This window comes from Actinokineospora cianjurensis (assembly GCF_003663795.1).
Classification (GTDB): domain Bacteria; phylum Actinomycetota; class Actinomycetes; order Mycobacteriales; family Pseudonocardiaceae; genus Actinokineospora; species Actinokineospora terrae.
Genome location: NZ_RCDD01000001.1, coordinates 755,861 through 769,535, shown reverse-complemented (window position 1 = coordinate 769,535; position 13,675 = coordinate 755,861). Strand labels below are relative to the sequence as shown.

Here is a 13,675-nt window from a genome sequence, read left to right as displayed (position 1 = left end):
ACGGTGTAGTTAACGGCGTTCACAAGAGCACGGGGTAGGCACATGACGCAGGCCACACGCCGCGAGCGCGATCGGGCGGCCACCGATCGGGAGATCCGCCAGCAGGCGCGGTCGCTCCTCGTCGACGACGGCCCCGCCGCGGTCACCCTGCGCGCCATCGCCAGGGAACTCGGCATCACCGCCCCCGCGCTCTACCGGTACTACAGCTCCCGCGAGGACCTCATCGAGCACCTGCGCGCCGACGTGTGCGCCGACCTCGCCGCCGAACTGGCGGGGGGCCTGTCCGCACTGGCCGAGACCGACCACATCGGCCAAGTCCTCACCGTCTGCCGCGGCTTCCGCCGCTGGGCGCTGGCCCACCCGCAGGAGTTCACCCTGGTGTTCGCCTCGCCGTCACCGCCTGGCGTGCACTGCCCGGTCAGCGCGCAGGAGCAGGTCAGGGACTCGTTCGGCCGGATCTTCCTCACCGTGGCAGGCCGGGTGCTGGCCAACGGCCTGCCCATCACCCGGCCCGACCACGACGTGCCGGACGTCCTCGTCGCCGACCTGACCCACTTCCGCGACGAGCTGCTGCTCACCATCACCGAGTCCGGCGTCGACCTGGGTGCCGACCAGCTGGGGGTCGGCACCGCCTACGTCATGCTGCAGTTCTGGGTGCGGCTCTACGGCCAGGTCGCGCTGGAGGTGTTCGGCCAGTTCCCGTTCCCGGTGTCGGACGCGGAGCCCCTGTTCGAGTCCATGCTGGCCGACCTCGTGCGCGACGTGGGGCTCTAGACCTCAGAGCCGGACGGCCAGCGCCACGACCTGGGTCACCTGGGTGGCGCTGAAGTTGTCGTCGCTGATCAGCAGCAGCGACCGCTCGCCGGTGCGCAGCCGCGGTCCCCAGCTGATCCCCTCGATGTTGTCCACGGTCGAGAGCCCGAGGTCGGACAGGTCGACCAGCAGCCGCTTGCGGACCGGCTTCACCCCGGCCGGGTCGGCCAGGTCGCGGTTGGCCACGTTGGTGGCGCCCGAGGTGTCGACCTCGAACACCCGCACCTTGTTGCCGACACCGGTCACGAACGAGCGCTCGACGACCAGGAACCGGGTCGGGTCGATCGGGTCGACGGCCAGGATCGCGGTGACGCCGGTGGAGGCGAACCCGGTCGAGGGGTTCGGCTTGGCGAACACCGGCTCCTGCGGGTACGCGTACTGCGCGAGCTGGCGGCCCGCGCGGGTCTGCACGACGATCCGCGACAGCGCGCCGTGCTCGGTGTTGGCCTCGGGACCGTCCTGCAGCAGCGGGCCCTCGACGGCGGTGACGACCAGGCTGCCCGCGGCGGCGTAGGTCAGGCCCTCCAGGACCAGGTTCTGGCGCGGCCCCCGGTCGGCGGTGATCTTCAGGTTCGCGGGCAGCGGCAGCTCGCGGGCGAACGAGCCGTCGCGCTTGGCCGAGCGGACCGACGGGTCGATCAGCAGGTTCGGGCGGCGCTCGCCCTCCTGGCTCCAGGTGTAGTCGCCGGTCCACGGGTCGACCCGGATGTCCTCGGGGTCCGCGGTCGTGCCGTCGCCGGTGGACAGCGGCGGATAGGTCTTGCCGTCCGGGCGCAGCAGCGCGTGGGTGCCGGTCAGCTCGACCGGGCCGATGCCGGTGGCGGTGACGTCGATGCGGGCGGTGTAGAACCGGGCAGGCTGCCGGTCGGACCGGTCGTCGCTGATCAGGACGTACCCGCCGGTGCGCGGGTCGCGGTCGATGCCGGAGAGGCCACCGACGGTGGTGCCCTGGAAGACCAGCGCGTTGGGGACCGTCCGCACACCGATCAGGCGGACCTCGTGCTGCGGGTGGGCGGCCGCGGGGGCGGCGAACACCCCGACCGCGACGACGGCGACTGCTGCTGCTCTGGCGACTCTGGCGGCGTTCGACATGACGGGAAGCACACCGCACCAGGGTGTCCACCGAGTGGCCTGGCGACGACCTCTTACCATCTGGACGTGAACCTCGTGCCGATCGCGCCCCTGGTGGCCGGCCTCCCGCTCCTCGTCATCGGCGTACTCGGCCGCACCGAACGCCTCCCGCGCAACCGCTTCGGCGGCGTCCGCACCCCCGCGGCCCTGCGCAGCCCCGAGGCGTTCCGCACCGCGAACAAGGTCGCGGGCCTGCCCACCCTGGTCGCGGGCCTGGTCGGCGTCATCGGTGCCGCGGCTGCGTTCGCCCTGACCAGCACCGCCGCGGTCCTGACGGTCTCGGTCATCGCCGTCATCGGCCTGGTCGTGATCACCCTCGCCGCTGGCGTGCTGGGCAACCGCGCCGCCGAGGCCGTCCCCGAGCCGAAGCCCGCCCTCCCGGCAGGCTGCGCGGGCTGCCAGTGCGGCACCTGCGACGTGCTCACCCGCTCCTAGTTCTCCCGAACATCACCCGGGTGGGTGGCGAGCAGCGCCAGCGGCATGCCCTGGCGGCGGAGGACCCGACCCCAGAGGTCCTGGTCCGCGGGGGCGACGACGTCGGTGGGCAGGGCGGGGACGACGATCCAGTCGCCCCGGTCGATCTCGCCTGCCAGTTGGCCGACGTCCCAGCCGGAGTAGCCGGCGAAGACCCGCAGGCCGCGGAACTTGGGGGCCAGGGCGTCCGGGTCGGCGTCGAGGTCGACCAGCGCGACGGGCCCGCGCACGCCGATCAACCCGCGGACGCCGTCCACCGCCACACCGGTGCGCATGGCGGCCAGGCACAGGGCGGTCTTCTGCTCGACGGGCCCGCCGACGAAGACGGCACCGGGTTGGGTGACGTGCGGGCCCCAGTTCGGCAGGACGTCGTCGACCGGGACTTCACTCGGTCGGTTGAGGACAACGCCCAACGTCCCCTCACCGCGGTGGTCGATCACGTAGACCACGGTGCGGCGGAAGTTGCTGTCGAGCAGGCTGGGCGCCGCTACCAGCAGCGTCCCCGGTTCGACGTCGACATCGGACGGCACGACGACATGATCCCATCCGGACGGGGATCGCCGGGACCGGAGTTGGGAACCGCCGAAACCCCGTTGGGGTCGGCACAACACCATCGGGGGCTACCGAACCCCGAGGAGCCCCGCCGGGAACATCGGCGCGGTCCCGCGCGTTGGACACTGCGGTCGGCGCCTTCGTGTCCCCCGGGCTCAACTAGAACCGCCTTCGTGGAATACCGCTCGGCTGGAGCCACGTCGCGCAACTCGCCGTGAGGCGACCGGGTGTCGGCCAGGATGGGCGGCCCTTTCGGGGGCCGCCCATCCCTATAGGCTCAGCCGTCGTGACCACGGCCAGGACCGGATCCGACCACGAGGCCCACCACGCGCGGGTCGGTGCCCGGGCGCTGTTGGCCCTCGGCGGTTTCCGCAGGCTGCTGTTCACCCGGTTCTCCGCCCAATGGGGTGATGGTCTCTTCCAGGCGGGACTCGCGGGCGCGGTCCTGTTCAACCCGGAGCGCGAGGCCGACCCGCTGGCGATCGCCGCCGGGTTCACCGCGCTGCTGCTGCCGTACTCGATCATCGGCCCGTTCGCCGGTGCCCTGCTGGACCGGTGGGACCGGCGGCGGGTGCTGGTCGTGGCGAACGTCCTGCGCGGCGCGCTGATCGTCGCCGCCGCCGTGACGGTCGCCGCGGGCGCGAGCGGGACGACGTTGTTCACCCTCGCCCTGGTCGTCATCGGCGTCAGCAGGTTCATCAATTCGGGGCTTTCCGCGTCGCTCCCGCACGTCGTCCCGGTCCGGAACCTGGTCGAGGCGAACGCCCTGGCCACCACCCTCGGCGCTGTCATCGCGGTCTTGGGTGCCGGATGCGCGGTAGGTCTAAGGGCGATCTTCGGCGACCACAACGTCGGGTCCGGTATCACCACCGCCGTCGCGTGCATCGGTTCCGCTGGTTCAGCCTGGTTCGCGATCCGGTTCAGCAGGGGAGCACTCGGCCCCGACGAGGTCGACGAGCCGACCCAGACCGCGGTCGCCGTCGCGCGCGGCCTGTTCGACGGCGGCCGGGCCGCGATCAAGACCCCGACCGTGCTCGCGGCGTTCGTCGCGCTGCTGGCGCACCGGATGGCCTTCGGGGTGGCGCTGCTGCTGACCGTGCTGCTCATCCGGTTCCGCTTCGACGCCGGCCTGGGCGGGCTCGGCCAGGTCGCGGGCCTGTTCGGCGCGGGCATCCTGGTCGCGGGCCTGGTCACCGCCCGGATCGTGGCCGCCATCGGCAGGCGCAGGGCCCTGGCCGGTGGGCTGCTGCTCGGCGCGGTCGCGGTGGTCGGGTTCGGCCTGCCGCTGACGATGCCGACCACGCTCGCCGCGGCGCTGGTGATCTCGTTCGCCGGGCAGGTGGTGAAGCTGTGCACCGACGCCGCGGTGCAGCGCGACATCGGTGACGAACTGCGCGGCCGGGTCTTCGCCCTCTACGACACCCTGTTCAACGTCGCCCAGGTCGTCGCGATCGCGCTCGCCGCGCTGGTCGTCGCCCCGGACGGCGCGTCACCGCTGCTCGTCCTCGGCGCCGGTGCCTGCTACCTCGTCGGCGTCGGCGGTTTCGCTCTCGTCAGCCGCGGCCACGCCTAGCCCCTGCGCGCGCGCCCAGGACAGCAGGGCGGCCACCGCGTCGTCGTAGTCCAGCGGGCCCTGGTCGAGCCGCAGTTCCTTGAGGAACGACCACGCCCTGCCGACCAGCGGACCCGGCGGGATGTCGAGCAGCCGCATGATCTCGTTGCCGTCGAGGTCGGGCCGCACCCGCGCCAGGTCCTCGTCGGCGGCGATCCTGGCGATCCGCTCCTCGAGCCCGTCGTAGGTGCGCTGCAGCGCGCTCGCCTTGCGCCGGTTGCGGGTGGTGCAGTCCGCGCGGACCAGCTTGTGCAGCCGGGCGAGCAGGTCGTCGGCGTCGGTGACGTAGCGGCGGACGGCGGAGTCGGTCCACTCGCCCTTGCCGTACCCGTGGAAGCGCAGGTGCAGGAACACCAGCCGGGCGACGTCCTCGACGACCTCCTTCGAGTACCGCAGTGCCCGCAAGCGCTTTCGGACCAGCTTGGCGCCGACGACCTCGTGGTGGTGGAAGCTCACGCCGCCGCCGGGGACGTGCCGCCGGGTGTCCGGCTTGCCGATGTCGTGCAGCAGCGCCGCCAACCGCAGCACCAGGTCCGGCTCGCCGGTCTCCAGCGCCACGGCCTGGTCGAGCACCACGAGCGAGTGCTCGTAGACGTCCTTGTGCTGGTGGTGCTCGTCGATCTCCAGCCGCATCGCGGGCAGCTCCGGCAGCACGTGCGCGGCGAGCCCGCTGTCGACCAGCAGCTCGACGCCGACCCGGGGGTGCGCGCCGCAGAGCAGCTTCGACAGCTCCGCCTGCACCCGCTCCGGGGTGATCCGGGTGATCTCCCCGGCCATGTCGGTCAGCGCGTCGAGCACCCGGGGCGCGCAGGTGAAGCCGAGCTGGCTGACGAAGCGGGCCGCGCGCAGCATCCGCAGCGGGTCGTCGGCGAAGGACTCCTGCGGGGTCGCGGGCGTGTCGAGCACCCGCTCGGCCAGCGCGTCGAGCCCGTCGTGCGGGTCGATGAACTGCCTGGTGGACAGGTCGATGGCCATCGCGTTGACGGTGAAGTCGCGGCGCACCAGGTCGGCTTCGATCGAGTCGCCGAAGCGGACCTCGGGGTTGCGGCTGACCCGGTCGTAGGCGTCCGAGCGGAACGTGGTGATCTCGCACTGGGTGCCGCTCTTGGCCGCGCCGACGGTGCCGAAGGCGATGCCGGTGTCCCAGACCGCGTCCGCCCAGCCGGTGACGATCTTCATGATCGCCTGCGGCCTGGCGTCGGTGGTGAAGTCGAGGTCGTTGCCGAGCCTGCCGAGCATCGCGTCGCGGACGCTGCCACCGACCAGGTAGAGGCTGTGGCCCGCGGCGGCGAACCGGGTGGCCAGGTCGTCGGCGACTGGCGAGACCCGCAGGAGTTCGACGACGGCGTTGCGGGCGGCGTTGGTGGTGGCGGACGTTCGGGACACGGTGGACGAGCGTATCCGCTCCGCGACGCCCCGGGTCGCACGCCCGCCCCGACTGCGCCGTTCGCACTACCATCGCGGGCATGCCCCCGTCGTCCGGCAGGTCCCGAGGTGCCCGGTCCGGGCGCCGGTTCCGGCGGCGCGGGCGCAGGCTGACCACGGTCGACGAGACCTCGGCCGGTGGGCTGGTCGTCGACCCGGCGACCAGCACGGTCGCGCTGATCGGGCGGCTGGACCGGCGCGGGCGGCTGCTGTGGTCGCTGCCCAAGGGCCACATCGAGCCGGGGGAGACCCCGGAGCAGACCGCGGTGCGCGAGGTCGCCGAGGAGACGGGCATCGATGGGGAGGTCATCCGCCCGCTCGGCACGATCGACTACTGGTTCGTCGCCGACGGCACCAAGCGGATCCACAAAACCGTCCACCACTTCCTGCTGCGGGCCTACTCTTTCGAGCTGTCGGACGAGGACATGGAGGTGACCGAGGTCGCGTGGGTGGCACTCGACGAGTTGGACGACCGACTCGCCTATGCCGATGAGCGCCGTCTGGTCCGCAAGGCCCGACAACTACTCTCCGAGCATCCGCTCTCACCCGATCCGGTTGAGCGAGACCTACCTGAAGTCGGACGGGCCTGACCCGATGGCTGGAGAGAAGCCGTGACCACTCGACTGCGCCGCGCCGGTCTCGCGGCGCTGGCCGCTGTCTGCGCCGTGCTCGGCGCGCCCATGACCGGCCAACCCGCCGCCGCGGAACTGGCGGCACGACTCCGTGTCGACATCGACCAACTCGTCCCCCGCGTCGTGGAGGCGAGTACCCAAGCAGTGACCATCAGCGGCCGGATCACCAATTCGGGTGACCGCCGGGTGGACAAGATCGAGGTCCGCCTGCAGCGCGGCGACGTCCTCGACACCGAGGCCGGGCTGCGCACCGCGCTCAGCGACCCGCAACGCACCGACGCCCTGACCCGACCCGCGATCAGCTCCGCGTTCCAGCCCGTCGCGGGCACGCTCGACCGGGACCAGAGCGTCCCGTTCACCATCACCGTGCCGGTCAACTCCGACAAGGGCGCCCTGAAGCTGGACAAGCGCGGCGTCTACCCGGTCGTGCTCAACTTCAACGGCGTCCCCGACTACGGCCGCGCCGAGCGGGTGGGCGCGCTGAGCACCCTCCTGCCGGTCCTCGCCGTCCCCGGCGGCGGCCCCGCGGTCCCGCCCGCGCAGCCCACCCAGCTCAGCGTGCTGTGGCCGCTGATCGACGAGCGCCCGCGCCGCGTGCAGACCCCGTCCGACGGCAGCCGCACCGTCTTCGCCGACGACGGGCTGTCCGCGTCGCTGTCCAGCGGGCGGCTGTTCACCCTGGTCGACACCGTGCGCACGGCGGCGGCGGCGAACGCGTCGGCGCTGCGGTCGCTGTGCTTCGCGATCGACCCGGACCTGCTCGACACCGTCACCGAGATGACCGCGGGCTACTACGTCCGCGCCGCCGACGGGACGGTGTTCCCGGGCAACGGCGCCCACACCGCGCAGCTGTGGCTCGACCGGGTCAAGGAACTCACCCGCGGCCAGTGCGTGATAGCGCTGCCTTACGCCGACGTCGACCTCGCCGCGTTGACCCGGGCGAACGCGGGCGCGCTGGTCGACATCGCGCTGCGGGAGACCGCGTCGGTCGAGGCGACCCTCGGCACCAAGCCGCTGACCAGCACGGTCTGGCCGGACGGCGGCACGCTCGACCAGCGCACCCTGGCCATCCTCGCCGCGAGCGGCCGCACCACGGTCATCTCCGACGCGGCCAAGGTCAAGGAGCCCCAGGGCGACCTGCCCTACACGCTCGGCCAGAACCTGCGGACCATCCCGTACGACCAGCTCGTGGCGTCCTCGCTGGCGCCCAAGGCCCAGGTCGACGACGCGGGCGTGAAGACGTCCTCGATCCAGAACGGCCTGGCCACCCTGGTCTTCCGCGGCGGTTTCCAGTCCGCCCCCGGCCAGTCGGTGCTGGTCGCCCCGCCGCGCCGGTGGAGCGCGACCTCGGCGGAGCTGACGGTGTTCCTGCAGACCATGTGGTCGCTGGAGAGCCAGGGCTTCATCCGCCCGCTCGGCCTCGACGGCCTGGTCAGCGGACCGGACCGGGGCACGGCGGCCGCGTTGGAGTACACCGCGACCGACAGCGCGGCCGAGGTGCCCGCCCCGGTGACCGCGCAGATCGCGGAGGTCGACGCGGTGCAGCGGGACCTGGTGGAGAACGTGCTGTTCGAGGACGACACCCGCCAGGTCGACCCGAAGGACCTGGTCAAGCCGATGCGCTACGCCCTGGTCCGGTCCGGGTCGACCGCGTGGCGGGCCGAGCCGGACCTCGCCCGCCGGGCCGCGGGCGCGGTCGACGACCAGGTCAAGGCGCTGTTGGCGCAGGTGTCGGTGACCGACCCGGGCAGGCCGCTGTCGCTGGCGTCCAAGGACAGCCCGCTGCCGGTGTTCATCACCAACGGCCTGCCGGTCACCGTCCGGGCGAAGATCAACGTCGGGGTCACCGCCGGGCTCAAGCCGGAGGAAGCCGTCGTCGTCCGCATCCCGGCCCAGGCGGGCATCCCGCGCTACCTGCCAGCCGAGGTCACCCGCTCCGGCCGCTTCACCGTCACGATCTGGCTCACCACCGACAGTGGCACCCTGCTCGGTAAGTCCTCCCGGTTGGAGTTGAACTCCACCTCGTACGGCAGCATCACCATCGCGGTCACCGGAACGGCCGCCGGTGTGTTGGTGATCCTGGTCGGTTTGCGGCTTTTCCGCAGGATCCGGGCGGCCGGGCGGGCGCGGGCGGCGGCCGAGAGCGACCTCTGAGCGCGGCTCGGAGCAGGGGACGGGCGATGGACAGGACGGCGGCAGTGGCCAAGGACGAGCCTGCAGGCGGGGCGACGCCGTCACTGGCCAAGGCGAGCGGGTCGATGGCGATCGCCACGCTGGTCAGCCGGATCACCGGGTTCGGCTGGAAGATGGTGATGGCCTGGCTGATCGGCATCAACGTCGCCACCGACTCGTTCACCATCGCCAACACCCTGCCCAACATCATCTTCGAGCTGCTGCTCGGCGGGGTGCTGGCCAGCATCGTCGTCCCGCTGCTGGTCCGCTCCCAGCAGGACCCCGACGGCGGCGCGGAGTACACCAGCAGGCTGCTCACCGTCGGCATGACCGGGCTGGCCGTGGGCACGGTGGTCGCGGTCGCCGCGGCCCCGCTGTTCACCGCGATCTACGTCGACGGCTCCACCGACAGCGCCAACCCGGACCTGGTCACCGCGTTCGCCTACCTGCTGCTGCCAGAGATCCTGTTCTACGGCCTGTTCGCCCTGCTCTCGGCGATCCTGCAGGCCAAGCACGTGTTCGGCCCGACGGCGTGGGCGCCGGTGGTCAACAACCTGGTGATCCTGACGACCCTGGTCACCTTCTGGCTGCTGCCCGGCGAGATCTCGCTCGACCCGGTGCGGATGGGCGACCCGAAGGTGCTGGTGCTCGGCCTCGGCACCACGCTGGGCATCGTCGTGCAGGCGGTGGTGCTGCTGCCCGCGCTGCGCCGCATCGGCTTCCGGTTCCGCTGGACCTGGGGGATCGACGCCAGGCTGCGCGAGTTCGGCGGCCTGGCGCTGTGGATCCTCGGCTACGTCGCGATCAGCCAGATCGGCATGGTCATCACCCAGCGGGTGCTCACCGCGGCCACGAACGGCGGCGTGACGATCTACTCCAACGCCTGGCTGCTCTTCCAGCTCCCGTACGGGGTCATCGGCGTCTCGCTGCTCACCGCGATCCTGCCCAGGATGAGCCGCGCGGCCGCCGACGGCGACACCCAGCGGCTGGTCGACGACCTGTCCACCGGCAGCAGGCTCTCCGCGGTGATGCTGGTGCCGATCAGCGCCGTGCTCACCATCACCGGCGCCTCGCTCGGCGTCGCCCTGTTCGGCGCGGGCGAGGCGGGCATCGAGCAGTCGCAGCGGCTCGGGCACGCGCTGGCGTTCTCCGCGTTCGGCCTGCTGCCCTACGCACTGGTGATGCTGCAGCTGCGGGTGTTCTACGCCATGAAGGACGCCCGCACCCCCACCCTGATCATGATCGTGATGACCGCGGTGAAGGTGCCGCTGCTCTACATGTGCGGCGCGCTCGTCGACGACGACCAGGTCGTCATCGCGGTGCTGCTGGTCAACTCGCTGACCTTCGTGGTCGGCGCGGTGCTCGGCCAGATGTGGCTGTGGGTGCGGCTGGGGAACCTGCACAGCAAGAAGGTCGTCAAGGTCATCGCGGTCTGCGTGCTGGCTGGCGCGGTCGGCGCAGGCGCGGCGTGGGGGTTGAGCACGGTCGCGCTGCCCGCGGTCGACTCGCTGGCCACGGCGTGGGTGAACCTGCTCGTGCAGGGACCGGTGGCGTGCGTGGTGGCCTTCGGCGTGCTGGTCGCGCTGAAGGTTCCCGAGCTCAAGCCCGCGACGAGCCGAATCACCCGACTGGTGCGCAGGGGCTGACCCGCTCCGTCACCGGTGACCGGCCGGATTCCCGTAGGCTCGGAACCGAGGCGGCAGGTGGAGAGAGTGGTGACGACGAGGCGGACCGAGTACCCCGTTGGCGAGGGAGCGGCTGGCAACCGGGCCAGGCCGGGCTTCCTGGTCCCCGGCAGCGCGGTCGGCGACGGTCGGTACCGGTTGCTCGCGGAGTTCGGGCTCGACGAGCGGGTCGACGCCCACCTCTGGCGGGCGCAGGACAACCAGCTCCGCCGCGACGTCGGCCTCACCCTGCTGGTGGGTGACCCGGCCAACGCGACCGCGGCGGGCGCGGCCCGCAAGATGCTGGAACGCACCATGCACGCCGCCCGCATCACCCACCCGGGGACCTCCCGGGTGCTCGACGTGCTCGGCCCCGGCAACGGCATCGCGCCGACCGAGGGCCTGCTGGGCATCGTGGTCGCGGACTGGTCGCAGGGCACCGACCTGGTCGACGTCATCGCCGAGCACCCGCTGCCGCCCTCGACCGCGGCCAGGCTGCTCGAGCCGCTGGCCGCCGCCGTCGAACTGGCGCACCACTCGGGCATGGTGCTCGGCGTCGACCACCCGCAGCGGGTCCGGGTCACCCCGGACGGCGTGCTGCGGCTGTCCTTCCCCGGTCCGCTGCCCGAGGCGACGCTGCAGGACGACGTGCGCGGCCTCGGCGCGATCCTGTACCTGCTGCTCACCGGCCGGTGGCCGCTGCGCAACGCCCCCGGCCTGCCGCACGCCCCGCTCGCCCCCGACGGCCAGGTCGTGCCGCCGCGCGCGCTGTTCCCGTACATCCCGTACGAGCTGTCCTCCGCCGCGGTGCGCAGCCTCACCGACGACGCGACCGGCGGCATCCGCACCAGCTCCGGTCTGCTGCGGGTGCTGGAGCGGGCGAAGCTGAACGAGGACGCGACGCAGAGCATCAGCGCGGTCCCCGACGACACCGATGCCGAGGACGACGACGGCGCGCTGTGGACGACCAAGCGCCCGCACAACGACCGGGCCAAGCGGCGCAAGCTGGCCATCGGGGTCACCGCGCTCGCCGTGGCCACCGTCGGCGTGCTCGCCTGGTTGGGCATGCAGCTGATCAGCTTCTTCGGCGACGACAGCGCGAGCGCAGGCGGCCCGACCGTGGTCGCCTCCGCGCCGGGCAACGCCGAGAACAACCCCAAGCCGCCCAACCCCGGCGCGCCGATCCAGGCCGCGGGCGTGCAGGTCTACAACGTCAAGGGCACGCCGGACAGCCCGCGCCGGGCCAACCGCGCCGCCGACGGCGACCCGAAGACCTCGTGGAAGACCGACAAGTACCAGCAGCCGTTCCCGGCACTCAAGCCCGGCGTCGGGCTGATGGCCGCGTTCGCCGAGCCGGTGCCCTTCGCCGAGGTGGTGATCGACTCGCCCAGCTCGGGCACCGTGGTCGAGATCCGCACCGCGCCGTCGGAGAAGCCGGGCCTCGACGAGACCAAGGTGATCGGCCGGGCGACCCTGCAACCGGGCCAGACCCGCCTGCAGCTCGACAGCGCCGAGCCCACCCAGCACCTGCTGATCTGGATCACCACCCTGGGCGAGGGCAACGTCTCCGAGATCACCGAGATCGGCTTCCTGCGCGCCCAGTAACCCCACGGCACCTGATCGCGCAACGATGGGAAAAACGAGGGTCTTGGCTGGTCCAAGTGCGGTTCGGCGGGTTGGCGACCGCCCTATACGCTGTCCGGGTGACTGCCTCCGCCAGCTCGGACGCCGACCTCATCGCGGCGCACGCCGCGGGAGACCAACACGCCTTCGCCGAACTGGTGCGCAGACACCGGGACCGGATGTGGGCGGTGGCGCTGCGGACGTTGCGCGATCCCGAGGAGGCTGCGGACGCGCTGCAGGAGGCGTTCATCTCCGCTTTCCGGGCCGCCGGGTCGTTCCGGGCCGAGTCGCAGGTCACCACCTGGTTGCACCGGATCGTGGTCAACGCCTGCCTGGACCGGGTGCGCCGCAAGCAGGCCCGCCCGACAGTGGCGCTGCCGGAGGCCGGACCGGGTGAACCGGTCACCCCGCGTGACGCGATGGCCGAGCGGGAGACCCGGCTCGTGGTGCAGACCGCGCTGTCGGAGTTGTCCGAGGAGCAACGGGTACCCATCCTCTTAGTGGACGTCGAGGGCTACTCGGTGGCCGAGACCGCCAAGCTGCTCGGCATCGCGGAGGGCACCGTCAAGTCCCGGTGCGCCCGGGGGCGGGCCAAGTTGGCCAAAGTTCTCGGACATCTGCGGAACCCCGATGCAGATGCGAACGTCCCAGGTGGCGCTGTCGCAGACGGGCGAGACGTGCCGCACAGGCGCCACTGGGAGGGACGATGACCGACGAGCATCGGGGCACTAGGGGCCCCGAGGGGCCGCCGTGGTCAGTCGACCTGTTGGCGGATCTGCACGCCGGTGTCCTCGACCCCGCGCAGAGCGCCCGGCTGTGGGCCAGGGTGAACGTGGACCCGGAGGCCAAGGCCGTCATCGACGCGCTCAACTCGGTCCAGGCCGGACTGGGTGAACTCGCTGTAGCACCGGCGCCGCCGATGCCCGCGCACCTCGCCGCCCGGCTCGACGCCGCGCTCGACGGGGAGGCGCGGCGCGCGTTCGGCGGGGTCGCCGTGCAGGACCCGCCCCGACCGGGCGTCGCGCCGGTGCTCGACATGGCCGAGGCGCGCCGCAAGCGGGGCAGGCGCACCGCGTGGGGTGTCGGATTGTTGACTGCGGCGGCCGCGGCGGTGGCCATCGGCTACGGGGTGTTGCCCAAGACCCAGGAGACCGGCGGGATCGCCGAGCCGGTGCCGTCCGCGCAGCTGCCGGACGAGGCGCCGCTCGCGGTGAGCAGGGGCAACGTCGGCGAGGTCGCGGGCAAGCTGACCACCGGCAAGACCAAGGACTACGGGCCGCTCAAGGACGAGGCGGGCCTGAAGAAGTGCCTGTCGAGCAACGGCTTCGACGCGAAGGTCGCCCCGCTCGGGGTCCGGCCGGTCACCTACGACGGCAAGGCCGCGGTGATGGCCGTGCTCCTGGTGCCGGGCGACAACGGGCGCCTGCAGGTGCTGGTCGTGCAGCCGGACTGCACCCAGCTGTTCAACGACAAGATCGGCCGCTGATCCCCGAGCCCGCCCCGGACGCCTGATTCCCGCGTCCGGGGCGGGCTTCGCGCTGTTCAGGGCCGCCGTAGCGGAAGGGGTACGCCGCCGT

Annotated in this window: 12 protein-coding genes; 9 read left to right on the top strand and 3 right to left on the bottom strand. The window is 72.3% G+C overall.

What is annotated here, in order from left to right; genetic code table 11:
- The first annotated feature begins 42 nt into the window (after window positions 1-42).
- Window positions 43-774 carry a TetR/AcrR family transcriptional regulator gene (locus CLV68_RS03585; RefSeq protein WP_121389151.1) on the top strand — a complete coding sequence of 244 codons (732 nt, stop codon included), beginning with the start codon at window positions 43-45 and terminating at the stop codon, window positions 772-774.
- A 3-nt stretch (window positions 775-777) separates the two neighbouring features.
- Here CLV68_RS03585 and CLV68_RS03580 read toward each other — a convergent pair whose 3' ends face one another.
- Window positions 778-1,905, bottom strand: a complete 1,128-nt coding sequence (locus CLV68_RS03580) for an esterase-like activity of phytase family protein (RefSeq protein ID WP_121389150.1) — start codon at window positions 1,903-1,905, stop codon at window positions 778-780.
- Window positions 1,906-1,971: 66 nt separating this feature from the next.
- Here CLV68_RS03580 and CLV68_RS03575 point away from each other — a divergent pair, with 66 nt between their 5' ends.
- Window positions 1,972-2,379 carry an SdpI family protein gene (locus CLV68_RS03575; protein ID WP_121389149.1) on the top strand — a complete coding sequence of 136 codons (408 nt, stop codon included), beginning with the start codon at window positions 1,972-1,974 and terminating at the stop codon, window positions 2,377-2,379.
- On the opposite strand, the gene CLV68_RS03570 is transcribed toward CLV68_RS03575, so the two are convergent.
- Entirely contained in the window at window positions 2,376-2,948 is a 573-nt protein-coding gene (locus CLV68_RS03570; RefSeq protein ID WP_092786720.1) for a YqgE/AlgH family protein, read from the bottom strand. The genes CLV68_RS03575 and CLV68_RS03570 overlap by 4 nt on opposite strands.
- 308 nt (window positions 2,949-3,256) lie before the next feature.
- Between CLV68_RS03570 and CLV68_RS03565 the strand changes: the two genes are divergently transcribed.
- Entirely contained in the window at window positions 3,257-4,543 is a 1,287-nt protein-coding gene (locus tag CLV68_RS03565; protein WP_121389148.1) for an MFS transporter, read from the top strand.
- Here the strand turns inward: CLV68_RS03565 and CLV68_RS03560 are convergent.
- Window positions 4,460-5,968, bottom strand: a complete 1,509-nt coding sequence (locus CLV68_RS03560) for a CCA tRNA nucleotidyltransferase (protein ID WP_121389147.1) — start codon at window positions 5,966-5,968, stop codon at window positions 4,460-4,462. The two genes, CLV68_RS03565 and CLV68_RS03560, sit on opposite strands and share 84 nt — an antisense overlap.
- Before the next feature lie 80 nt (window positions 5,969-6,048).
- On the opposite strand from CLV68_RS03560, the gene CLV68_RS03555 reads away from it, so the two are divergent.
- From CLV68_RS03555 to CLV68_RS03530, 6 genes are all read left to right on the top strand, one after another.
- Window positions 6,049-6,597 carry an NUDIX hydrolase gene (locus CLV68_RS03555; RefSeq protein WP_092786713.1) on the top strand — a complete coding sequence of 183 codons (549 nt, stop codon included), beginning with the start codon at window positions 6,049-6,051 and terminating at the stop codon, window positions 6,595-6,597.
- A gap of 21 nt (window positions 6,598-6,618) precedes the next feature.
- Window positions 6,619-8,793, top strand: coding sequence for a DUF6049 family protein (locus tag CLV68_RS03550; protein WP_121389146.1), 2,175 nt, complete (start codon window positions 6,619-6,621; stop codon window positions 8,791-8,793).
- A gap of 26 nt (window positions 8,794-8,819) precedes the next feature.
- A complete protein-coding gene (gene murJ, locus CLV68_RS03545; protein WP_121389145.1) occupies window positions 8,820-10,457 on the top strand; it encodes a murein biosynthesis integral membrane protein MurJ in 1,638 nt (545 codons plus the stop codon).
- A gap of 69 nt (window positions 10,458-10,526) precedes the next feature.
- A complete protein-coding gene (locus CLV68_RS03540) occupies window positions 10,527-12,080 on the top strand; it encodes a protein kinase family protein (protein ID WP_170224052.1) in 1,554 nt (517 codons plus the stop codon).
- 98 nt (window positions 12,081-12,178) lie between these two features.
- Window positions 12,179-12,808: an RNA polymerase sigma factor SigM gene (sigM, locus tag CLV68_RS03535; RefSeq protein WP_092786780.1), complete on the top strand. Its 630-nt coding sequence runs from the start codon at window positions 12,179-12,181 to the stop codon at window positions 12,806-12,808.
- Window positions 12,805-13,584 (top strand): hypothetical protein, encoded by a 780-nt coding sequence (locus tag CLV68_RS03530; RefSeq protein WP_121389144.1) that lies wholly within the window; start codon window positions 12,805-12,807, stop codon window positions 13,582-13,584. The genes sigM and CLV68_RS03530 overlap by 4 nt, the downstream gene beginning before the upstream one ends.
- Window positions 13,585-13,675 lie beyond the last annotated feature (91 nt).

Excerpts from the sequence above, each read along its gene's own strand:
- CLV68_RS03580 (WP_121389150.1), bottom strand. The coding sequence starts at position 1,905 with ATGTCGAACGCCGCCAGAGTCGCCAGAGCAGCAGCAGTCGCCGTCGTC.
- CLV68_RS03585 (WP_121389151.1), top strand. The coding sequence starts at position 43 with ATGACGCAGGCCACACGCCGCGAGCGCGATCGGGCGGCCACCGATCGG.
- murJ (WP_121389145.1), top strand. The coding sequence starts at position 8,820 with ATGGACAGGACGGCGGCAGTGGCCAAGGACGAGCCTGCAGGCGGGGCG.
- CLV68_RS03530 (WP_121389144.1), top strand. The coding sequence starts at position 12,805 with ATGACCGACGAGCATCGGGGCACTAGGGGCCCCGAGGGGCCGCCGTGG.
- CLV68_RS03555 (WP_092786713.1), top strand. The coding sequence starts at position 6,049 with ATGCCCCCGTCGTCCGGCAGGTCCCGAGGTGCCCGGTCCGGGCGCCGG.